Source organism: Novosphingobium sp., from assembly GCF_019748365.1.
In the GTDB taxonomy this organism is placed as follows: domain Bacteria; phylum Pseudomonadota; class Alphaproteobacteria; order Sphingomonadales; family Sphingomonadaceae; genus Novosphingobium.
In genome coordinates this window covers 7,690-29,537 of sequence record NZ_JAIEPN010000108.1, presented here as the reverse complement: position 1 = coordinate 29,537, position 21,848 = coordinate 7,690, and the positions used below count along the sequence as shown (strand labels likewise).

Annotated in this window: 23 protein-coding genes; 2 read left to right on the top strand and 21 right to left on the bottom strand. The window is 64.7% G+C overall.

What is annotated here, in order from left to right:
- Positions 1–187: 187 nt before the first annotated feature.
- Complete coding sequence (locus K5Q19_RS13670; protein WP_230960947.1) at positions 188–1,198, top strand: site-specific integrase; 1,011 nt, start codon at positions 188–190, stop codon at positions 1,196–1,198.
- A gap of 359 nt (positions 1,199–1,557) precedes the next feature.
- Here the strand turns inward: K5Q19_RS13670 and cobU are convergent, their stop codons facing one another.
- The 16 genes from cobU to K5Q19_RS13590 are packed head-to-tail and all read right to left on the bottom strand — an operon-like array spanning position 1,558 to position 14,584.
- Complete coding sequence (gene cobU, locus K5Q19_RS13665; protein WP_039330671.1) at positions 1,558–2,064, bottom strand: bifunctional adenosylcobinamide kinase/adenosylcobinamide-phosphate guanylyltransferase; 507 nt, start codon at positions 2,062–2,064, stop codon at positions 1,558–1,560.
- Positions 2,057–3,520, bottom strand: coding sequence for a cobyric acid synthase (locus K5Q19_RS13660; RefSeq protein ID WP_039330669.1), 1,464 nt, complete (start codon positions 3,518–3,520; stop codon positions 2,057–2,059). Before K5Q19_RS13660 ends, cobU begins: the two co-directional genes overlap by 8 nt.
- The gene (gene cbiB, locus K5Q19_RS13655; protein WP_039330667.1) at positions 3,508–4,461 is read right to left on the bottom strand and encodes an adenosylcobinamide-phosphate synthase CbiB; all 954 of its coding nucleotides are present in this window, start codon (positions 4,459–4,461) and stop codon (positions 3,508–3,510) included. Before cbiB ends, K5Q19_RS13660 begins: the two co-directional genes overlap by 13 nt.
- On the bottom strand, positions 4,454–5,443 hold the full coding sequence (locus K5Q19_RS13650; RefSeq protein WP_039330665.1) for a threonine-phosphate decarboxylase: 990 nt from the start codon (positions 5,441–5,443) through the stop codon (positions 4,454–4,456). Before K5Q19_RS13650 ends, cbiB begins: the two co-directional genes overlap by 8 nt.
- Positions 5,440–6,156: an adenosylcobinamide-GDP ribazoletransferase gene (gene cobS, locus K5Q19_RS13645; RefSeq protein ID WP_039330663.1), complete on the bottom strand. Its 717-nt coding sequence runs from the start codon at positions 6,154–6,156 to the stop codon at positions 5,440–5,442. The genes K5Q19_RS13650 and cobS overlap by 4 nt, the downstream gene beginning before the upstream one ends.
- A 13-nt stretch (positions 6,157–6,169) precedes the next feature.
- Complete coding sequence (locus K5Q19_RS13640; protein ID WP_039330661.1) at positions 6,170–6,739, bottom strand: histidine phosphatase family protein; 570 nt, start codon at positions 6,737–6,739, stop codon at positions 6,170–6,172.
- On the bottom strand, positions 6,736–7,752 hold the full coding sequence (gene cobT / locus K5Q19_RS13635) for a nicotinate-nucleotide--dimethylbenzimidazole phosphoribosyltransferase (protein WP_039330659.1): 1,017 nt from the start codon (positions 7,750–7,752) through the stop codon (positions 6,736–6,738). The genes K5Q19_RS13640 and cobT overlap by 4 nt, the downstream gene beginning before the upstream one ends.
- On the bottom strand, positions 7,749–8,156 hold the full coding sequence (locus K5Q19_RS13630) for a DUF1636 domain-containing protein (RefSeq protein ID WP_039330657.1): 408 nt from the start codon (positions 8,154–8,156) through the stop codon (positions 7,749–7,751). The genes cobT and K5Q19_RS13630 overlap by 4 nt, the downstream gene beginning before the upstream one ends.
- Before the next feature lie 25 nt (positions 8,157–8,181).
- Positions 8,182–8,829 (bottom strand): 5,6-dimethylbenzimidazole synthase, encoded by a 648-nt coding sequence (bluB, locus tag K5Q19_RS13625; protein WP_081095568.1) that lies wholly within the window; start codon positions 8,827–8,829, stop codon positions 8,182–8,184.
- Complete coding sequence (cobO, locus tag K5Q19_RS13620) at positions 8,826–9,452, bottom strand: cob(I)yrinic acid a,c-diamide adenosyltransferase (protein WP_039330652.1); 627 nt, start codon at positions 9,450–9,452, stop codon at positions 8,826–8,828. The genes bluB and cobO overlap by 4 nt, the downstream gene beginning before the upstream one ends.
- Entirely contained in the window at positions 9,442–10,206 is a 765-nt protein-coding gene (cobF, locus tag K5Q19_RS13615; RefSeq protein WP_039330650.1) for a precorrin-6A synthase (deacetylating), read from the bottom strand. Before cobF ends, cobO begins: the two co-directional genes overlap by 11 nt.
- Entirely contained in the window at positions 10,203–11,021 is an 819-nt protein-coding gene (gene cobA, locus K5Q19_RS13610; protein ID WP_230962559.1) for a uroporphyrinogen-III C-methyltransferase, read from the bottom strand. Before cobA ends, cobF begins: the two co-directional genes overlap by 4 nt.
- Entirely contained in the window at positions 10,922–12,235 is a 1,314-nt protein-coding gene (locus tag K5Q19_RS13605; protein ID WP_039330645.1) for a cobyrinate a,c-diamide synthase, read from the bottom strand. The genes cobA and K5Q19_RS13605 overlap by 100 nt, the downstream gene beginning before the upstream one ends.
- Positions 12,232–13,017 (bottom strand): precorrin-4 C(11)-methyltransferase, encoded by a 786-nt coding sequence (gene cobM / locus K5Q19_RS13600; RefSeq protein ID WP_039330643.1) that lies wholly within the window; start codon positions 13,015–13,017, stop codon positions 12,232–12,234. Before cobM ends, K5Q19_RS13605 begins: the two co-directional genes overlap by 4 nt.
- Positions 13,014–13,379, bottom strand: a complete 366-nt coding sequence (locus K5Q19_RS13595; RefSeq protein WP_039330641.1) for a cobalamin biosynthesis protein — start codon at positions 13,377–13,379, stop codon at positions 13,014–13,016. Before K5Q19_RS13595 ends, cobM begins: the two co-directional genes overlap by 4 nt.
- The gene (locus tag K5Q19_RS13590) at positions 13,376–14,584 is read right to left on the bottom strand and encodes a bifunctional cobalt-precorrin-7 (C(5))-methyltransferase/cobalt-precorrin-6B (C(15))-methyltransferase (protein WP_039330640.1); all 1,209 of its coding nucleotides are present in this window, start codon (positions 14,582–14,584) and stop codon (positions 13,376–13,378) included. Before K5Q19_RS13590 ends, K5Q19_RS13595 begins: the two co-directional genes overlap by 4 nt.
- Here K5Q19_RS13590 and K5Q19_RS13585 point away from each other — a divergent pair.
- Positions 14,583–15,344 carry a cobalt-precorrin-6A reductase gene (locus K5Q19_RS13585; RefSeq protein ID WP_039330637.1) on the top strand — a complete coding sequence of 254 codons (762 nt, stop codon included), beginning with the start codon at positions 14,583–14,585 and terminating at the stop codon, positions 15,342–15,344. The two genes, K5Q19_RS13590 and K5Q19_RS13585, sit on opposite strands and share 2 nt — an antisense overlap.
- Here K5Q19_RS13585 and cobJ read toward each other — a convergent pair.
- The 5 genes from cobJ to cobN are packed head-to-tail and all read right to left on the bottom strand — an operon-like array spanning position 15,308 to position 21,846.
- Complete coding sequence (gene cobJ / locus K5Q19_RS13580; protein WP_039330635.1) at positions 15,308–16,084, bottom strand: precorrin-3B C(17)-methyltransferase; 777 nt, start codon at positions 16,082–16,084, stop codon at positions 15,308–15,310. The genes K5Q19_RS13585 and cobJ overlap by 37 nt on opposite strands.
- Positions 16,081–16,818, bottom strand: a complete 738-nt coding sequence (gene cobI / locus K5Q19_RS13575) for a precorrin-2 C(20)-methyltransferase (protein WP_039330633.1) — start codon at positions 16,816–16,818, stop codon at positions 16,081–16,083. The genes cobJ and cobI overlap by 4 nt, the downstream gene beginning before the upstream one ends.
- Positions 16,815–17,444 carry a precorrin-8X methylmutase gene (locus K5Q19_RS13570; RefSeq protein ID WP_039330631.1) on the bottom strand — a complete coding sequence of 210 codons (630 nt, stop codon included), beginning with the start codon at positions 17,442–17,444 and terminating at the stop codon, positions 16,815–16,817. The genes cobI and K5Q19_RS13570 overlap by 4 nt, the downstream gene beginning before the upstream one ends.
- Complete coding sequence (locus tag K5Q19_RS13565) at positions 17,444–18,571, bottom strand: cobalamin biosynthesis protein CobG (protein ID WP_039330629.1); 1,128 nt, start codon at positions 18,569–18,571, stop codon at positions 17,444–17,446. The genes K5Q19_RS13570 and K5Q19_RS13565 overlap by 1 nt, the downstream gene beginning before the upstream one ends.
- Positions 18,568–21,846, bottom strand: a complete 3,279-nt coding sequence (cobN, locus tag K5Q19_RS13560) for a cobaltochelatase subunit CobN (protein WP_292946102.1) — start codon at positions 21,844–21,846, stop codon at positions 18,568–18,570. Before cobN ends, K5Q19_RS13565 begins: the two co-directional genes overlap by 4 nt.
- Positions 21,847–21,848 lie beyond the last annotated feature (2 nt).

The window sequence follows — 21,848 nt, the reverse complement described above, 5'->3', positions numbered from 1 at the left end:
AATAGTATATGAACGGCCTAAAAAGTATACCCAGCTTGTACGGTTGATTTGCTGTCCGATAAGCGCCCTTCACGGACAACACGACAATCTATATAGAGTGCCTCAAATCCGCTGCGACGCCGCCGCTCTCCCAAGGGCAGAACGCCGAAGAAACCAGCGGCGCGATCGAGCATGAAGGAGAGGCGCTTTGGCTGACGGCACCGGGCTGATCGTTGAGGTGCCGATCGATGAGGGCCTCGTCTCGCTCGGACAGGCAATCCCTCCGCAGCTCGCCGCCGAAATCGAGGCCGCCCGTTCCTACAGGGCGCGATCCAAGGCCGCGAACACCGTCCGCGCCTATGACAGCGACTGGCGGCAGTTCGAAGAATGGTGCTGGACGCGCGACCTTGAGCCCATGCCCGCGATGCCCGAGGTGGTTGCAACCTGGCTGGCGTCACTGGCTCAAGCGGGGAGGGCGGACAGTACGATCGGGCGGCACCTTGCTGCCATTGCCTGGCACCACAGGCAGGCGGGGCACGTGGCGCCGCAGCACCGTGATCCCCGCGATGTCATCGCCGATACGCTCGCCGGCATTCGGCGCGAGCAGCGCGCACGGCCGACACGCAAGAAGAGCGCCATTCTGGCGGCCGATCTGGCGCGGATGATTGCGGCTGCAGAAGGATCGAGCCCGAGGGCAATCCGTGACCGTGCGGTCATGGCGCTGGGCCTTGCAGCAGCACTTCGGCGCTCGGAGCTGGTCGCTCTGCAGCTCGCCGATCTCGAGCTCGTGCGCGAAGGGCTCAAGCTGACGATCCGGCACTCGAAGACCGACCAGGAGGGGGAGGGGCAGGTCATCGCAGTTCCGTCGGGCAAGGTGCTCAAGCCCGGTCCCCGCCTCAACGAATGGCTGAGCGTCAGGGGAGGGGAGGCGGGGCCCCTTTTCTATCGAACCGATGCTCAGGGCTTGATGACGAAGGAGCCCATGTCAGATCGCTCGGTTGCTCGCCTGATCCAGCGCTACGCCGAGAAGGTCGGTCTCGATCCGGCTGCGGTCGGGGCGCACTCGCTTCGATCGGGATTCCTGACCGAAGCTGCGAAGGCTGGTGCTTCACTGCCAAAAATGCAGGAGGTCTCGCGACAGAAAAAGGTGGAGGTGCTGCTTGGCTATGTCCGAGATGCGGCTTTGTTTGAGAACCACGCTGGCAAGAGCTTTCTCTAGCCTAGGTTCAGGCTGAAACGCGGTGCCCCAAGGACCAAGGGAGCCACCGCGACACTTACCGCGCGCACATACACCGTGACGGTGGTCTGAAATGTAACCGATTTTGAGCAGAGTCCGACGCCAAGTTGCACTGCTACCCAACTTTGAACCGCTTGGGTCTAGAGTTTTCCGCCACCAGATAGGCACTCTCGTCGCGGAAAAAGATGTCCCGACAAGCCGCATCAACGTTATGAACGCCTTCCAAACCGGGCAGCCAACCATCGCCATGGGCAGCGCCATGATCCAGCTTCTGGCGGTCTTTCTGGCCGGCTCTCGCGCAATTTGAATTCCAAATATGCCATTAATACAATGGGACATTTTCATTTGAACTGCAAATTCAAGCCAGCGCACAGCAACTGCACCTCGTTCGCGCAAGCCGCGACACGTTGATGAAGAAACCCGGCCTCATCCCGAAACCGGCGCGCCAACTGGTTTTCCGGGACGATGCCCAATCCGACCTCATTGCTGACGAGTATGAGGGTCCCTTGCGCAACCGTGATGGTCTCAATGAGTGTGCGGACTGCCGCCGGGATATCGTGATCGCCGATCAGGAGATTGGTCACCCATAGCGTGAGGCAGTCCACCAGCAAGACCCGGTCGGGTGAGGCATGCAACTCGATCGCTTCCGCAAGTTTAAGGGGGGCCTCGACCGTTTCCCATTCCACGCCGCGATCCGCCTGGTGCCGAACGATACGGTTGCGCATTTCCTCGTCGAAAGCTTGAGCCGTAGCGATGAAGACTGGCGACAGGCCGGTCGCCTCGGCTCTGGCCTGTGCATAGCGGCTCTTGCCCGAGCGCGCTCCGCCAATCACGAACAGGCTACGCATCGTCTTTCCCCATTGCGAGTTTCAACAAACCATCCACATCGAGATGATGTTCAAGCTCAGCCGCGATCGCATTGAGCGCGTCATCCACCTTCGCATCATGGTCGATCCCGTCCGACTGCGCGCCGAGCATGCCGAGCAGAGCTGAACGCAGCGCCGTGCTGGCAAATGCTCCGTGGACGTAAGTGCCCGTGACTTGCCTGTCTGCACTGGTTGCGCCGTCGGGCCGCCCTTCGCCGAGCAGCGCAAAGGGGTGACGGCAATCGGGACCGCTGGTCACGCCCATGTGCATTTCAAAGCCGGTGAAGGCTTGATCGAGCGCAGTGCCTGCAACCTGGCGCAGCGCCTTATCTCCGGTCAGGACCGTTTCGACATCCAGCAGACCCAGACCGGGGATATCTTCAGGTGGTCCCTCGATCCCTTCCGGATCGGCGATGCGGCGGCCGAGCATCTGATAGCCGCCGCAGATGCCCAGGACCTTTCCACCGCGCCGATGATGCGCAAGGATATCAATGTCCCAGCCTTGTTCGCGCATCGCCTTCATATCAGCGATCGTGGCTTTTGATCCGGGCAGGACGATCAGCGCACAATCACCGGGGATGGGCTGGCCTGGCGGTACCATGACCAGTTCGACCGAGCTTTCCGCTTTGATCGGATCGAGATCGTCAAAATTGGCGATCCGGGGGATGATCGGGCAGGCGATTTTCAGGCGACCGGCGGTTTCGCGTGCGGTTCGTTCAAGCACGACCGCATCTTCGCTTGGCAAATGGGCAGTGGCGCGCAGCCAGGGCACCACGCCATAGCCTCGCCAGCCCGAAAGCGCCTCGATCTGCCGATAACCGTCGGCAAAGAGCGCCGGATCGCCGCGAAACTTGTTGATGAGAAAACCCCGGATCATCGCCGCGTCGTCCGGGTCCAATACCGCCCTCGTGCCAACGAGCGCAGCAATGACGCCGCCGCGATCGATATCGCCGACCAGCACGACTGGCACACCGGCAGCACGGGCAAAGCCCATGTTGGCGATGTCGCCTGCCCGCAGGTTGATCTCCGCCGGCGAGCCGGCGCCTTCAACCACGACGACATCGCACTGCGCCTGCAGCCGGTGCCAGCTTTCCATGACCTCGGGCAGCAGTTCGCCACGCTTGTGCCGGAAATTGCCACCGCCCAGCGTGCCGCGGACCTTGCCGTGAACGACCAATTGCGATGTGTGGTCGGCCTGAGGCTTGAGCAGTACCGGGTTCATGTCGGTGTGCGGTTCGACCCGGCATGCTAGAGCCTGCAAAGCCTGGGCGCGGCCGATCTCGCCGCCATCGACGGTAACCGCAGCATTGTTCGACATGTTCTGGGGCTTGAACGGGCGAACGCTCAGCCCGCGATTGGCAAGGGCGCGGCACAGCCCGGCAACCAGCACCGATTTCCCGACATCGGAACCCGTGCCCTGCAACATCAGAGCGCCCATACGATATCCTTCCAGGTGAGAGCGGCCACGATGGCCCAGAGCAACAGGCAGGCGCGGACATAAATGCGCAAAGCGCGCCTGACGTCAGCAGCGCCAGCATCGCGCCGCCCGCTGCCGATCCAGTCCTTGGCATGGGTCACACCATCGTAGGACACTGGTCCCGCGAGCGCGAGATCTAGCGCGCCCGCCATGGCCGCCTCGGTCCAGCCTGCATTGGGTGAGGCGTGGCGGCGGTGATCGCGCCACAGCGTGGCCCACCCTCCGCCGCCGGCAAGACATACCACGACGCCGCCAAGCCGAGCCGGCAGCAGGTTCATCACATCGTCCGTGCGCGCCGCAGCCCACCCAAAGGCGCGCCAGCGCGCTTCCTTATGGCCGATCAGGCTGTCTGCCGTATTGATCGCCTTGTAGGCCCAGACGCCGGGCAGGCCGCCGATAACCAGCCAGAACAGCGGCGCGGCGATGCCGTCGCAAAAGCTTTCGGCCAGACTTTCGATTGCAGCTCGTGCCACACCCGCGCGATCAAGGGTGTCGGTATCACGCCCGACGATCATGGAGACGGCATGGCGCGCACTTTCGAGATCATTCTGCTCCAGTGCGACTGCGATGGGAAGAACATGATCGTAGAGGCTGCGTTGGGCCAGAGCGGGCCAGGCCAGTGCTGCGGCACCAAGCCACCAGCATGAGCCCAGCAGGTGCCGGGCGAGCGCGGTAAGGCCAAGTCCAGCCCCGATTGTCAGCACCAGCAGTATCAGAACGGTCATGACGCCGAGCGTCTTGCGTATGCCGTCTGAGTGAGTTGGCCGGTTCCATGCGCCTTCGCAGGCATTGATGATCCGGGCAAACAGGCCGACCGGATGTCCGACACGGCGATACAGCGCGCCAGGCCAGCCAATGGCAGCATCCAGCACCAGGGCCATGAGCGCGAACGGTTCAGCCATGGTCTTCGAGCACGGCACAGAGACGCTCCATCGCCTCGTCGTTGGCGGGCAGGCCAAAGCGTAACCAATCCGGTTTATCGGCGAAGGGGCGGCTGAGGATCGCAGCCCGGGCAAGACGTTCAAACAGGTGTGACGCGTCCGGCGTCGTTATCAGCCGGAAGAGTGGGCATGCGCCGCTTGCCAACAAACCGAACGAGGCCAAGCGCTGATCGAAGCTGGTGGCCTCGGCGATGAGGCGCTCCCGCATCGCGTCCTGCCAGGCGATATCCTGATAGGCGCGGGTGCCGATGGCGATCGCAGCCGCCGAGACCGGCCAGGCACCTAGCTGCTTACGCAGACTCGCCAGGATCGGACGAGGGCCCAGCACAAAACCGAGCCGCAATCCGGCGAGGCCAAAGAATTTCCCGAAGGACCGAAAGATCAGGAGTCTGTGCCGATCATCAACTTGGTCGGCGAAACTGTGGTCGGGGTGGCAGTCTGCAAAGGCTTCGTCGATTACCAGCCACCCTTTCCGACCACGCCGCACCAGAAGATCGCTCAAGGCTTCCCGAGAAAGCAGGACGCCATCCGGGTTGTTGGGGTTGGCAAGGATCAGGCTTGATCCATCGGCCAGCGCCAGATTGCCAAGCGTTACGGGATGGCTGGAGGCCGCCATCTCGCCGTGGGTGCGATAGGATGGAACGGCGTGGCAGACGTCATCGCCCAGCACCCTGCCGGCGAGGCGAAGGCCAACTTCGGTGCCTGGCACCGCGCAGACATGATCGGCATGACACCCGAAGCTGGCGGCGGCCGCTTGCTCCAGCGCGCGCAGGGCCATTTCGTCTGGCAGGGCACGCCAATCGATCTCCACCGCCCCTGCACCGTGCCAGACATGCGGATTGATCCCGGTGGAAAAATCGATCCAACCACGCGCATCGTCGCCGAAATGCGCGCGGGCCGCAGAGAGGCCGCCGCCGTGCCATGTCCAGCGATCGCGGGTCATGCGGCCGCCATCACGACAAGCGCCAGCAGCAGCGCCGCCTCGATCAGTTCAATTCCGGCGCCGTGTCCATCGCCCGAGATGCCGCCAATAGCGCGCTTGATCCACAGGCCCCATAGTGCCGCAGCAGGAACCGCAATGAGCAATGCAGGAAACGCCACCGTGGTGGCGAGAAGTACTGCGGCCCACAGCGCCAGATCGATCGGCCTGATCGCGCCCCGAAAGCGCGCACCAAGGCCATCGTGCAACGGCGATAGCAACAAGGTCCATGCCAGCGGCGCGATGCGCGCGGCGACCGGCACCCAGATCAGTGCCAGAAACTGGCTGTGCTCGATCATGCCATGCAGCAGCACGAGCTTGGTCAGCAGTTGCATGGTGATGGCCGTTACGCCGAAGCTGCCGACATGCGGATCTGCCAGGACGGCCAGGAGCCGCTCGCGGTCCTTGTGGGCCGCGCCGCTGGCATCGGCCATATCTCCCAGACCGTCCAGGTGAAGGGCTCCGGTGACGAGAACCCAGGCGATCAAGGCGGCAAGGGCTCCGGTCCAGGGATCGGTCCTTGCTCCAACCCAGGCGGCCCCGGCAACGATAAGGCCAATCACCAGCCCAGCAGCTGGAAACCAGCGCATGGACTGGGCGAATTCCTCGGCAGAAACCGTGAGCCGGGGTGTCGGCAAACGGGTGAGGAACTGGAGTGCGATGAGGAAGCCTTTCATGCGATCGGGCGCTTCATGTCCAAAGGCCCGCGATCTGGGCTGAGCGCGGCGTTCCCGGCCAGACCCGCAGGCTGATCAGCGCGGCATAGGGAAGGTCAAACGCCCAGACCTGCCGCTGTCCGAAGCCGAACAGGCTGGCCAGCGCAGCCCGGATTGCTCCGCCATGCGTTACGACCAGCGTGTCTTGCGGCGGGATTGCGGCCAAGGCCGCTTCCACGCGCGAAACCAGAGCAGACCAGCGCTCACCACCGGGTGGCGGATTGGCGTCCGGGTCGTCCCAGAACGCGCTGATCGCGGCACTGTCGACCTTAGCGGGTGCCAGACCGTCCCAGTCGCCGAAGTCCAGTTCGCGCCACCGTGAGTCGAGGATCGGGTGCAGCCCTCTTGGATCGGCGATAGCTCTTGCTGCCTCTGCCGAGCGCTGGAGATCGGAACATACAATCGACTGGAACGACAGTTCCTCGACCTGTGCCACGCATGATGCGACGCCCTCGGGCGTCGTAGGCGCATCGGTCCTTCCGAGAAGCAGACCGGGGTGGATGGGCTCGCCATGCCGCATGAGGTGCAGGAAAAACTCGCTCATACGCCAGCAGCCACGCCAGCTTCGGCAAAAGTGGCCATCTGGTTGTGTGCGGCGAGAGCTGAACGCACGATCTGGGCCGCGACCGCAGCGCCGCTCCCTTCGCCCAGGCGCATGCCCAGAGTGAGGAGCGGTGCGAGACCGAACCGCTCGAGCAACCGTTTGTGACCAGGTTCGGCCGAACAATGCCCTGCCAGGCAATGGTCGACAATTGCAGGTTCGGCGGCAAAGATCGGCGCGATGGCAGCGCAGCAGATGAAGCCATCCAGGAGCACCGGCACCCGAAGTTGCCTTGCACGGACAATTGCACCTGCCATTGCGGCTATTTCCCTCCCGCCCAGACGCCGCAGGGTTTCGAAAGGCGTTGACGGTGCAACCTGATGGAAGACGAGTGCCGCTTCGATTACACCGATCTTGCGCGCCACGCCCGCCGGATCGAGCCCCGTTCCCGGGCCGACCCATTCGCCTGCACCGCCTCCCAGCGCCTTTGCACAGAGGGCTGCAGCGGCCGTGGTGTTGCCGATGCCCATCTCGCCAGGGACAAGGAGATCAAGGCCGGCTTCGACCATGGCGGCCCCGGAAGACAGCGCGGCAAGGCATTCGCTTTCGGTCATGGCCGGGGCTGAGGTGAAATCGGCGGTTGGCCGGTCAAGCTCCAGCGCCAGCACCTGAAGATCGAGCCCGGCAGCGGCACACAGCGCGTTGATGGCAGCGCCACCTGCTTCAAAATTGGCCACCATCTGGTGGGTGACTTCGGGAGGAAAGGCGCTCACGCCCCGTGCCGTGACGCCATGATTGCCCGCAAACACGACTGCACGCCCCCGTTCCAGCCGGGGTCTTTCGTGGCCTTGCCAACCGGCCATGAAGATCGCGATCTCTTCCAGCCGTCCCAGGGATCCTGGCGGCTTGGTCAGTTGCGACTGCCGGTTGCGCGCGCTGGCCATTGCTGTTTCATCTGGCGCAGGCATATCGGCAATGGCAGCATCAAAGGCATCGACGGAAGAAAACGTGCTCATTGCGCGACAAAGCCCGGCGGCGGTGTGCGGGTGATGAAGTGGCCTTTGACGCCCTGCGGCCAGTCCTTGAACGGAACCCGGCCATGTTCGCTTTGCGCATAATGGACGGCATAATCGAGGATGGCAGCGGCGGCATCTTCATCGGGAGTGAAGCGGCCCAGAACATACCCGACTTTGCCTGGCGCACGAAGATGGACCGTGCAGAATTCGCTGCAGGCGAACAAGCAGGGCATTTCCTGCACCGCGATACCGGAATAGCGTTCATCGCGTGCCTGCACGGCGCGCAGGGCCTCGACCATACGCGCGCCACCACGCACACCGGCGTCATCCTCCTTTGCGGTGCTGCTGTGTCGGCAGGTGTTGCATGCTACTACGGCAGGGCCGTCCTCGACGGGGATCAACATAATTTCTTGCTCCATAGATTGGGGGTCATCGGTCGAACACTCGGTTGGTCACAGGTTCCCGGGCTTGCCAGCCCCGCCGCTCCAATTCGGGTGTCTGGGACGGGTCCTGGGGGTATCCGAAGCACAGCAGTGCAATCAGCGACCAGTCGGCGGGTACGTCCAGCAAGGCGCGGATGACACCGGGCTCGAGGATCGATACCCATCCGACGCCAATGCCGCGGAGCCTTGCCGCCAGCCAGAGTGTGTGGATCGCCAGCACGCATGAATAGCGCAACATCTCCGGCATACTGACAATGCCAAGTCCATGGCCTGCTTTGGGCTGCTCATCACAGAACACCACGATCAGTTCCGGGGCTTCGCGAAGGCCATGCAGCTTGAGCGAACGATACAGTTCCTGCCGGGCTTGGCAGGCATATTGCTGCGCTGCTTGTGCGTTCTGTGCATCGACATGGTCGGCCAGCGCCTGACGAAGGGTGGATGAACGCACGCGCACGAACCGCCAGGGCTGCGCATTCCCGACCGAAGGCGCGAGGGAGGCACACTCCAGCAGCGCACACATCTCCTCTTCCGCGACAGCACGGGCTTCGAAGTGCCGCACATCGCGTCGCCAGCGCAGCAGCTGCGCAAATCGAGCCGCGAACTCGGCATCGAACTGGGGCGGCAGATCGCTCAGAACTCGATCCCTGCCTGCGCCTTCACGCCCGAGCGGAAAGGGTGCTTGATCATGGTCATCTCGGTGACGAGATCGGCCGCCTCGATCAGTGCATCGGGCGCATTGCGTCCGGTGACGATGACATGTTTCATCTCGGGTTTCGCGGCAAACGCCTTAAGAACCTCATCCAAGGGCAGGTAGTCATACCGAAGGACGATGTTGAGTTCGTCGGCTACCACCATCTGGTAAGCCGGATCGGCGATCATGCGGCAGACTTCATCCCAGGCAGTACGTGCCGAAGCGATATCGCGTGTCCGGTCTTGCGTATCCCAGGTGAAACCTTCACCCATCGGCTTGAACTCGACATTTTCCGGGAAAGCGTCGAACACCGTCTTTTCGCCTGTCGCCATCGCGCCCTTGACGAACTGGACGACCCCGACCTTCATGCCATGTCCTATTGCGCGCACGACCATACCGAGTGCAGCGCTTGTCTTGCCCTTGCCCGTGCCAGTGTGAACGATCAGCAGCCCCTGCTCGCGGGTCTTGGTGGCCATCATGGTGCTACGCGCAGCCTGGATCTTGCGCATTTTCTCGGCATGGCGCGCATCTGCGCTTGCAGCTTCTTCTTCGCGGTCAGCAGGCATCGGCTCGTTCCTTTCGCATCAGGTAGACATCCATGATCCAGCCGTGGCGAGCGCGCAGTTCCGCGCGGCGCGCGGCAATCTGCGGCGCAGAATCGGCAAGTGGCCCATGCACCAGTGCTTCTTGCGACATGCCCAGATAGGCACCCCACCAGATCGTGATGCCAGCAGGATCGAGGACTTCGAAGGCGCAGCCGGAATCGAGCATGACGACGATCGTGTGCACTCCCAGCGGCCAGCCTTCCCGGCGCAACCTGCGGCCGGTGGTGATCGTGACAGGTTCGGCCAAGGCGTTCAGCGGGATGGCGTGAGCAGCCGTAAGAGCCTGAATGCTGGTGATACCGGGTTCGACGCGAACAGTTAGGTCGACCCCAGCCGTCCGGAGCCGATCGGCAATACGCAGTGTGCTGTCGTAAAGCGACGGATCGCCCCACACGAGCAGCGCGACCCGCCCACCATCAGGAAGGTGAACTGCTATCTGCTCTGCCCAAATCGCTGCAATCGCATCGTGCCAATCGTCGACGGCCTGCGTGTAGTCGCCATCCTGTCGGCGAACGGGCATGTCGAACTCGGCCATGCGGACCGGTGAGGCCAATGCGGCGCCACAGATGGAGTGGCGCAGGTCCAGGAGATCTGATTTGGCATCGCCTTTGCGGGGCAGCAGAATGAGATCGACCGCGTTGATTGTGCGTATTGCAGCACGCGTCAGGTGGTCGGGATTCCCGGTGCCTATGCCGATCAGATGGAGGTGGATCATGCCTCCTCCATCATGGGGCCGTAGATCACCAGTGCGGTTGCATCCGATCCGCCGTCGGCAAGTGACCGAGCAAGTCCGGCAATAGTGCTTCTGGTAAGTCTTTGGTCCGGTCGGCTAATGTTTTCTGCCAACAAGGCTGCAGTATCGTCCGCAAGTCCTGCCGCGACAAGCTGCGCAGCAAGCGCCGGAAATGTGCGCTTTGGCATGAAGACGACCGTTGTGGCACAAGGGTCGGCAAGCGCTGATAGATTGAGGTCTTCGGGTAAAGTGCCAGTCTTGCCATGTCCGGTTACGAACTGGACGCGTCTAGCGTGCTCGCGTCGTGTCAGTGGTATCGCGGCAGCTGCCGCTGCGGCGGTCGCCGAGCTGACGCCAGGAATGATCTCGAACGAGATTCCCGCATGGCGAAGCGCCTCAATTTCTTCTTCGAGTCGGCCGAACAAGCCAGCATCTCCCGATTTGAGCCGGATGACATGCTTCCCGGCCAGGGCATGGTCCACCAGAAGACGGCTGACTTCGGCCTGACTTGGAGATGGCCGACCGGCGCGCTTGCCTACCGCTACCAGTTCAGCGTCATCGCGCGCGCGGGCCAGGATCGGTCCCGCAGCCAGATCATCAAACAGGACCACCTGCGCTGTCTCAAGACGAGAAACGGCTTTAAGGGTCAGCAGCTCGGGATCGCCAGGGCCCGCACCCACAAATGATACGAACCCTTTCACGATGCGTTCGCGATCATGTGGAAGAAGGTTCCGGTCACGCGGCCGCGATACGAGCCTGTTTCGGCAACCGCGACGCCATCTGCATCGGTTACACATGCCAGCGCTGCGTCTGTCTGCTCGAGGATCGTCGAGTAGTGGAACTCGTGGCCGCGCAGTCTTTTGCCTTTGGCCAGTCCGGCTATCGGTGCCAGCAGTTCGGCCTGGCGATAGCCGAGATGCATCTTGCGCTGTGCATAGCTGGTAACAAGCCCCAGCAGGCCGGCCATACGATGCCGTTCTCCCGACTTGTCCACCAAGGCCTCGCCCAGAACCATGTAGCCGCCGCATTCGCCGTGGACCGGGCGGGTCTTGGCGTGATGGCGCAGGCCGGTCAGGAAGTTCGTCGCTGCAGCGATGGTCCCTGCGTGCAATTCCGGATAGCCGCCCGGCAGCCAGACAAGATCGGCATCGCGGGCAGGGGCCTCGTTTGCCAATGGCGAGAAGGGCATGATCTCCGCGCCAGCCCGCCGCCAACCTTCGAGCACATGGGGATAGACGAAGGAAAAGGCGGGATCGCGGGCGATGGCAATCCGCTGGGCAGGGGGAAGCGGCAGTTGGCCGGGGGCCGGAGGCGGGGCGCTGTTGCTGCTGGCGGCATGGCGGATGGCATTCAGATCGACATTTGCACGCAGAAATGCGGCATAGTCCGATATCGCCCGCTCGAGATCGGGATGCTCGACAGCCTGGACCAGACCGAGATGGCGTTCTGGCAGGGTGAGATCGCCGCGCCGGGGCAGGGCACCCAGCACAGGCATGCCTATCGCTTCCATCCCCCGGCGCACCAGCCGTTCATGGCGGGGACTGGCCACCCGGTTCAGGATCACGCCTGCAAACGGCAGCGTGTCATCCAGATGCTTGAAACCGAGCGCCGTTGCAGCGGCGGATTGGGCTTGTCCGGACACGTCCAGCACCAGCACAACCGGCCAGCCCATTGTCCGTGCAATGTCCGCACTGGCGCCATTGCCAACGGCACCCCGGCTCGCGACACCATCGAAAAGGCCCATCGAAGCCTCGGCAAGCACCATGTCCGCGCCAACAGCCTCTCCCGCGATTGCAGCGATCAGCTCGCCATTCATGGCCCAAGTATCGAGGTTGAACGACGCACGGCCGCAGGCGGCGCGGTGAAAGGCGGGATCGATATAGTCGGGACCGCTCTTGAAGGGCTGGACCACCGCGCCGTCTTCAACCAGCGCTCGCAGCAGGCCCAGCATGACCGTAGTCTTGCCCGTTCCCGATGCCGGAGCGGCGATCATCAGGCCTGAAACGCTCATTCCCCGGCTCCTGCAAAGCGCGAGCTCGCATCCTGTGGGCGGAAGCGCCGGTCGTAGCCGTGGGCGTAGAGGCTGCTTTGTGCGAAGTCCTCCGCCCCCAGCACCCGTCCGACAAGGATCAGCGCGGTTCGTTCCATGCTGCCGGCGATGGCTGTTTCGACGGTGTCGAGGGTGGCCCGGACGATCCGCTGGTCGGGCCAGCTGGCGCGCCAGACGACCGCAACGGGGCAATCCGCGCCATAGGCGGGAGCAAGATCGGCCACGACCCGCGCGAGGTTGTGGATCGATAGATGGATAGCCAGAGTCGCGCCCGTCACAGCGAAATTGGCGAGGCTCTCGCTCTGCGGCATCGCGCTGGCCCGCCCTGGCGTGCGCGTGAGTACCAGCGACTGGCCGAGCTCGGGCAAGGTCAGTTCGGCTTCCAGAGCCGCCGCTGCCGCCGAGAAGGCGGGAACACCCGGCGTGACCGTAAACGGAATGTCCAGTGCGCGCAGGCGGCGCAATTGTTCGCCCATTGCCGACCAGACGGACAGGTCGCCCGAATGGAGGCGGGCAACATCGCACCCTGCGGCGTCAGCCTCCGCTATCTCGGCGATGATCTCGTCCAGCGTCATGGGCGCGGTGTTGACGATGCGGGCACCGGGCGGACAGTGATCGAGTACAGCCACGGGAACCAGCGAACCGGCATAGAGGCAGACCGGGCTGGCGGCGATCAGGTCGCGCCCTCGCAGGGTCAAAAGATCGGGTGCGCCGGGGCCGGCGCCGATGAAGTGGACGGTCATGGCTGTGATCCTTCGGCAATGGCGCAGCTGGCCATGCGATCGGGCGAGATGTGGCGCGTGCGCAAAAGGCGGGCGCCCGGACCAGCGGCGACCAGCGCGCAGGCTTCTGCGACACTGCCGGTCGCGCGTGCCTTCAGGCTGGCGGCAGAGCTGGTGGGCGTAGGCGTGGTGGACAGGGACGCCGATGGGATGCCGGTCATCGGCAGTCCCAGTGCCTCTGCAAGCGGTACCAACGCAGACGTCTTGTCGATGGCGGTCGCCAAATGGGTTATAGGGGGCAGCCCGTCCTGCGCCAGTTCCAGCGCCGCCCGCAGCGAAGCGAGGCCTGCGCCGCGCCGAAAGCCGAAGCCAGCCACGATCATAGCGTGACGCTCCACTGTACCACGGGATAGCGCCCCTTCCAGCCATGCCGCTGGCCAAGGGGCACGGCATCGGCCAGTTCGATCCGCAGCAGACTGCCGCCCTTTGCGCCATGCCAACGGGTAAGAGCGGCTTCAGATTCAAGGCTCACGGCGTTCGCCACCAGCCGCGTTCCATCAGGCAGCCGGGCCCAGAGGGCATCGAGCAGCGGGTCGGACAAGCCGCCACCGATGAACACAGCATGCGGATGGGGGCCTTCCGGCAGGCCTTCGGGCATCCGGGCATTGATCACATCCAACCGGTCTACACCCAGAGCCTTGGCGTTTGCGCGGGCGCGGCCGGCCCGTAGCGGATCGGCTTCGAACGCGGTCGCCCGGTTGGCGGGATGAGCCAGCAGCCATTCGATCGCGATTGACCCAGAACCCGTGCCGATATCCCAGAGCCATTCACCGGCACGCGGGGCGAGGGCCGAGAGGGTCAGGGCGCGCACCGGGGCCTTGGTGATCTGTCCGTCGTGATCGAACCACGCATCCGGTCTGCCGGATGTGACGGGCAGGACATTGCCTGAACCGGCGAACGCGATGCCCACGGCAACGGGATGGGCAATGTCTGCGAACGGCAGGGCTTGCGCGGTCGTCACGCGGAGGCGTTCATGGGGGCCGCCCAGCGCTTCCATCACATGAAGCGTCGATGGGCCGAAGCCCTTGCTGGTCAGATATTGCGCCGCCGTGGCAACGGCATCGCCATCGCGCAGCAGGACAATGGCGCGCTGGGCGGGTGCGATATGGGGGCACAAGCGGTCCAGCGGCGCTGCGTGCAGGCCGAGGCAGGCCGTTTCCTCGATCGGCCAGCCCAGCCGGGCGGCAGCAAGGCTGAAGGTCGATGGCGCGGGGTGCGCAACCCATTCCGCCGGACCGAGATGGCGCGCAAGGCTTGCGCCTGCGCCGAACCAGAACGGATCGCCCGATGACAGCATGACCACCCGCCGCCCGCGATGCGCCAGCAGTTCGGCTATGCCGTCGGCAAAGGGAACTGGCCATTTGAAGACCGCGCAGGTAAGCGCGGGAAGCAGCGCTAGATGGCGCGCCGATCCCATGACCAGTTCGGCCCTGGCCAGCGCGGCCCGGCCCGCTGAGCACAGGCCGTCCACGCCGTCTTCACCGATGCCGATGATCGTCAACCATGCGCGAGGGTCCATGTCAGCCATGCCGAATGTTCTCCTGCTTGGCGGAACAACCGAAGCGAGCGCACTGGCGCGCCTGCTTGCGGCAGCGCAGGTTGCGACGACACTCAGCTACGCGGGCAGGACCGACAACCCGCGGCCACAGCCGGTGCCGATCCGCGTCGGCGGCTTTGGTGGGGTGGCGGGGCTTGTGGCCTATCTCCAAGACCATCGCATCACGCATCTGGTCGATGCGACGCATCCCTTTGCCGCGACTATGAGCGCACATGCCATAAAGGCCGCGCGGATTGCCGGGATTGCCCATATCGCCTTGACCAGACCCGCATGGGAGGCCGGGTCGGGCGATCGCTGGACATGCGTGAGAGACACTGCCGCTGCGGTGGCCAAACTTGCGGGCACGCCGCGCCGCATCCTGCTCGCGCTGGGCCGAATGCATGTGGAAGCCTTTGCCGCACAGCCGCAGCATCACTACCTGCTGCGCTTTGTTGACCCTCCGGCTGCGCCCCCAGGCCTGCCCTCCCACGACCTTGTCATCGATCGCGGGCCGTTTACGGCTGAAGGTGATCGGCTGCTGATGCAGTCTCACATGATCGACCTTGTTGTGTGCAAGAACGCCGGTGGCACGGGCGCCGAGGCAAAGCTTGTCGCTGCGCGCCAGCTCAAGCTTCCGGTCGTGATGATCGACCGCCCGGTGATCGGTGACCGGATCGAGGTCTGTCGCGCAGAAGATGTGCTGGAATGGCTTGGTCATGAGGCCACTTCCGCAACGGACCGGGGCGTATAGAGGATAGGGCCTGCCGCACGTTCGATGATCCGCGTCCGGCTTGATCCCACGATCACCGTGGTGCGCATGTCGGCCATTTCATCGTGCGCCTTGCCCAGCGGCACGATGCGCAGATCTTCCTGCGGCGTTGTGACGGCGCGGGCAAACAGCATCGGGCGATCATCGCCGCACAGCTCCTTCAATAAGGCCAGCGCACGGGCGAAGCCTTCGGGACGTGCCTTCGAGCGGGGGTTGTAAAGCGCCAAGGCAAAGTCCGCCTCCACGGCCAGCCGCAGCCGCTTTTCGATCATGGCCCAGGGTTTCAGGTTGTCGGAAAGATTGATCGCGCAAAAATCGTGACCCAGCGGTGCCCCGGCCCGTGCACTGGCGGCCAGCATGGCGGTGATGCCCGGCAGCACCCTGATATCCAGCGTCCGCCAGCGGGAAGGACCTGCCTCAAGCGCTTCGAATACCGCCGAGGCCATCGCGAACACCCCCGGATCACCTGACGATACGACAACGACCCTGCGGCCCTGCGCCGCAAGATCGAGCGCCAGAGCGGCGCGGTCGAGCTCCACCCGGTTGTCCGAGGGGTGAAGCGTCAGGCCTTCGCGTGCAGCTATCCGGGCGACATAGGGAATGTACCCGATCACGTCCGTAGCCCCGGCCAGCGCGGCGGTGACTTCGGGTGTGACGAGTGCCTCGTCTCCTGGTCCCAGACCGGCGATTGCTAGCCAACCCTTGTCCTTTTCCCCGGTCATGGTCGCCTCCCCTGACCATGGATCAGCAGGATCGAGAAATAGGGGGTCACCGCCTCAGCCTCGGCCAGCATGGTGACGCGCTGTCCGGGCATCGCTGCGTGTTCGACCAGCCATGCCGCATCCATGCGCCCGGCGGCTGCCACGGCGCGGCGAAGCTTGGGCAGGTTCCGACCGATCTTCATCACCACCAGCGCGTCAGTCTCGCGGATCCGGCGGGCAAGCTCGGCTTCCGGCAGCGTGGCCATGACCACGGTCATCACATCATCGCCCCAGGTGATCGGCAGGTCCGTCGCGGTCCAGGCGCCAGACATGCCCGTGATGCCAGGGACGACTTCCACCGGTATGCGGCCTGAAAGGCGGGCATGGAGGTGCATGAAGGAGCCGTAGAAGAACGGGTCGCCCTCACACAGCACGACGACGTCCTCACCCTGCTGCGAAATCGCTGCAAGCCGCTCCGAACAGTGCGTGTAGAACGCCGACAGGCAGGCATTGTAGCGAGGATCGGATACCGGGATTTCGGTGGTTACCGGATATTCCATCGGAAACTCGATCACGTCAGCGCGGAGCATCCCTTCCACGATGCGCCTTGCCTGGCCGGGCCGCCCAGCCTTGCGGAAATAGGCGACGTGGTGCGCCGTGCGTACAAGCCGGTCGGCGCGCACGCTCAGCAGGTCTGCCGCACCCGGACCAAGCCCGACACCGTGAATGGTGCCGATGTTCGTGCCGGCGTTCATTCGGCCGTACTCGCCAGCGCGTTGATGGCCGCCACGGTGATGGCACTGCCGCCAAGGCGGCCCTCGACGACGCAGCAGGGTGCAGGAGGAGCGGCCCAGAGGGCAGCCTTGGATTCAGCTGCTCCCACGAAGCCCACCGGACAGCCGATGATCGCCGCAGGGCGTGGGCAGGCGGGGTCTTCCAGCATGTTCAGCAGATGAAACAGCGCGGTTGGTGCATTGCCGATCGCCACGACCGCACCCGCCAGAATGGGCCGCCACAGTTCCAGCGCGGCAGCGGATCGGGTGTTGCCGATCTTGCGTGCAAGGTCAGGCACCGCAGGATCTTGCAGCGTGCAGATGATTGCGTTGCTCCCGGGAAGCCGGGCGCGGGTGATCCCTTCAGACACCATCCGCGCATCGCACAGTATCGGCGCGCCGCCGGCCAGCGCAGCGCGTGCCGCATCGGCAAATCCCGACGAGAACCGGATATGCGCTGCAAGTCCGACCATCCCGGCCGCATGGATCATCCGCACTGCCACCTGCTCTTCGCCTGGCGCGAAAGGGGAGAGATCGGCTTCGGCGCGGATCGTGGCAAACGACTGGCGATAGATCGCTGCCCCGTCGGTTTCATAGACATGGGGCATCAGACGGCTCCAAAATGCGCGAGGATTTCGCTGGCGCTCAAGCCGGAGCGGGACGGAGGCGATCCGGCTTTGCCAGCAAGGACCAGATCGAACCTGCCGTTGCGTCCGGTCAGCGTGACATCGGCCACCTGCGAGCAGGCGCAGCCTTTGGCACAACCCGAAACGTGCAGCCGTCCCGAGACATAGGGCGCAAGTCGGCGCGCAAGCGCACGGGTTTCAACCGTCGCCTGTGCGCACAATGGTGCGCCCGGGCAGGCTTCCACATGGGGCAGCGGATCAGGTTTAGCGCCGGTGGACGGGTGGGTCCGGGCAGCCGCCGCCCCCTCGATCAACAGCCGCCGCCACGGTGTTGTTCGCAGTCCAGAAGCAGAACCGGATTCGAGCAGGATGGCGAGCTCCGAAGCCTCTATCAGCCCGAACGCCAGCGCGATCGATGGATGATGTCCGGTGCCAAGCACATGGCCCGGTTCAGCCATTGCAGGCGCGATCGCACCTTTTGCCCATGCGGGAAGTTCCGCATCCCAACGGGCCATGCGCCCGGCTGCGGCGGCGCCGCTCGCGGCGAACCAGTGAGCGAGAGCGATCAGGGCGTCCGCTTCCGTGCCTGGAGACAGGCTTGATCCGGTGAGGCAACCATCGGCGCGAAGGATGAGGCTGCCGTCCGTGCCGCGTTCGACACGGAAATCGCCGGATGCGCCGGTCAGCACAGCGGCAGGGCCGGCATCGATGACGAACCCGACCTTGCCGGGAAGATCGGGCCATTCGCCTATCCGGGCCAGCAGGGCGTTGGCGATGCGGTGGGTGTCGTCGTTCTCCTGCCAGTCGGGCGCGACAAGGACGTTGCGCCGCGCTTCGAGTGCAGGCTCGGGCTGCACTAATTCCAGCGCAATCAGCCTTTGGATCAGCAAGGGCCAGCGATCTTGGGCAACGCCGCGAATCTGCAGATTGGCGCGCCGCGTCAGGTCGATCAGCCCGCTGCCGCAGGTGGCGGCCGCATCGCAAAGGGCCAGCGCCTGCTCCCGTGTCAGCCGCCCGAGCCGGGGTTTGACCCGCACCAGTAGGCCGTCGCCGGATATCATCGGGTGCCATGCGTCCGGGCACCAGCCCTTGACGGCAAATCCGGTCATGGTGCCTCCCGCAGGCTGGCCAGGATGGAATTTCGCCGGGTGCGCCAGAGGCCCGCGGCATGCAGCGCGGCAAAGCGCGCTTCCATCGCCGCCAGTGCATCGGGATTTTCGCGTTCGAGGAAGGCGCGAACTTCGGACTGGCCGAGCGTTGCCTCGTGATAAAGGTCGATCAGCTGCGGCGGCACGCTGCCGGAAAGATGTGCGAAAGCGCCAAGATGGTCCAGCGTCGCGGCCAGTTCCGCGCCCCCACGAAAGCCGTGGCGCATCATTCCTGCGATCCAGCCTGGATTGGCGGCTCGGGCACGGACCACGCGGGCAATTTCTTCGGTCAGCGTGCGGGCCGCCGGGTTGTTCGGGTCCCGATTGTCGAGATGATAGAGTGCGGCCTTGCCTCCGACAATCGCCTGGGCTGCGGCAAAGCCTGCCTCGTGCCCGGCATAGTCCGCGGCCAGCAAGAGGTCGGTTTCAGGCAGGTCCTGCAGGTGGACGAAGGCGTCCGCGCTGGCCACTCGCAGACGGATGCCATCGGGGTCAGCCTCGCTTCCCGTGCTGGAATCGGAAACGCTATCCAGCGCGTGGTCGGAGGCTGCCAGCCATGCTTCGCCCGCCGCACGCCGGGCATCATCGGTATAGGTTTCGGCCGCGTCTCCGATCCCGAGTCCATACCGGCCCGGACGCGGACCATAGACGCGCGGCGCTGGGGCCAAGGCAACGAAAGGGTTCCAGTCGGCGGGTTCGTCCCTGGTGCACAGCGCCCGGACGGCCTGACCGAACAAGGCGGGCAGGGTGGGAAAGGCATCACGAAACAGGCCCGAAACGCGCAGCGTTACATCGAGGCGAGGGCGGTCGAGCATGGCGAGTGGGAGAATCTCAACCCCCGTCACGCGCTCTGAAGCCATGTCCCACATCGGCTTTGCCCCCAGAAGGTGCAGCGCCATCGCAAACTCTTCACCAGCCGTGCGCATGGTGGCCGAACCCCACAGATCCACCATAAGGCCACGCGGGTAGTCGCCGTGATCCTGCAGATGGCGGCGGAGCAGCTCCTCGGCGAGCACGACGCCCTGTGCATGCGCTGCGCGCGAAGGTACTGCGCGCGGATCGATCGTGTAGAGGTTGCGTCCCGTCGGCAGCACATCGGTTCGTCCGCGATGGGGCGAGCCAGATGGTCCGGGAGCGATCCATCGGCCGTCCAGCCCAGCCAGAAGCCCGTTCCGCTCTGCCGCGCCCTGTTCACCGCGGCCGAAAACGTGGAGACCGTCACCGAACTGGCTGGCTTTCACATCGCAGACGAAGCGATCGATCCGGGTGATCGCTTCGACCAGAGTGGTGGCGGTATCAAGGCCGAGCTCTGCCTCCAGCCCCAGCGCGGCAGCTTCCTCGCGGATGGATTTCTGCAGACGGTCCCGGCGGGCAGGGTCCAGCCCGTCGGCATTGGAGAATTCGTCCAGCAAAGCCTCGATCCGGCCCAGCCCGGCGCCGCTTCCGGTCGGGACGAGCGGCGGCGGCACATGGCCGATGGTGACAGCACCGATGCGGCGCTTGGCCTGCGCTGCCTCGCCCGGATCGTTGACGATGAAGGGATAGATGACCGGCATCGCTTGTGTCAGCGCTTCGGGCCAGCAAGCGTCAGACAGCGCTACAGCCTTCCCCGGCAGCCATTCCAGCGTACCATGCGCGCCAACATGGACCAGCGCATCCGTACCCTGCTGGCCCAGCCACAGGTAGAAGGCGACATAGGCGTGCCGCGGGCAGCGCGAGAGGTCGTGATAGTCTGCATCGCGACTGATAGGCTCGCCCCGCTCGGGCTGAAGCGCCACCAGCACCTGGCCGAGCGTGAGCGCCGGGAAGCGAAATGCCCCATCGACAGCCAGCGGATCGTCTTCCGGCTCTCCCCATGCCGAGGCAAGGTCCTGCCGCAGCGTCTCGGGCAGGGCGGACATGGCAGTGCGATAGGCATTCAAAGGCCAGACCAGATGCTCGGTCGCCAGCTGCCTGGCAAGATCGGTGGGGCGGCTGACCTTGTACCCGGCCTCTGCCAGATCGGCGACAATCGCATCGACTGAGGCCAGCGCGTCAAGACCCACGGCGTGCGCCATCTGGTAGGCCTTGCCGGGGTAGGTCGACAGGATCAGGGCGACGCGGCGTTCGCATGCCGGCTTGCGGGCCAGCCCGATCCAGCGCGCCACGCGGTCGGCGACCGCTGCGATCCGGTTGTCATCGCCGCGGTGCGAATAGGGAGCGAAGCCGAGTGCCGGATCGCGTTCGCCCGCTTCCTTGAAGCTCGACACGCCTGCAAAGATGCGCCCGTCAATCTCGGGGAGTACGACATGCATGGCAAGGTCAGCCGGCGAGAGGCCACGCGATGTGCGCGCCCATCCTGCGCGCGGTGCGGTGGCAAGCGCGATCTGGAAGACCGGAACGCCCCCCCCGTCGAGCGGCGTTCCGCCATCCTCGCCCCGCGCTGAAAAAGCCGTGGCATTGACGATGGCTGCAGGCGCCAGCGAACGCACCCAGCGATCCACCTGTGCCCTGACCTCAGGGGGCTTGAGCGAGGGGACGAAGATCGAGAGCGCGTCAAAGCCGCGTTGTTCAAGCGCGGAATGAAGCGCGGCGATCGGGTGCAGGTCGTGTGCGGCGAGGTACGCACGGTAGAAGACGATCAGGATCAGCGGCCGATCCGCATTGGGCCTGAAGCTGGCAGGATCGATGATCCCGCAGGAGGGGTGCCATCCGCCAGTTGCCGGCAAAGCCGTGCATTGCGTCACAGTGCTGACGCCAAGCCCTGCGGCGTGCGCGAGAGCGGCCAGGGCCGCGCGCGCCGCTGCCGCGCCGCCCTCGTCACACAACTGGCAAAGCTTGGCCAGCGTGGCGGCAGGAAGCGTGGAGACACTGTCGAGGTGCCAATCCGGCCGACCATCGGCAGGCAGGACAGCAAGCGCAATCCCGCGCGATCGGGCGAGGGTCTCGACCTGTTGAAGGCCGTAGCTCCAATAGGGCGTGCCGCCGATCAGCCGGATCAGCACGGCCTTTGCCCCGGCCAATGTCTTTTCGATATAGGTGTCGACCGACAAAGGGTGGATCAGCGCGGCAAGATTGGCGAGCCGCAACGAAGGAAATGCCGGATCCGCCGCTTGCGCCTGGCGCCAGCCTTCCGCGAACGCACCAAGATCGCTGTCCGAGAAGGACAGGACGACAAGATCCGCAGGCTCCTGCCCCAGATCCTGTGGGATGGCCGTTTCCTCCATCCCATGCGTTTCGCGAAAGATGACGTGCACGG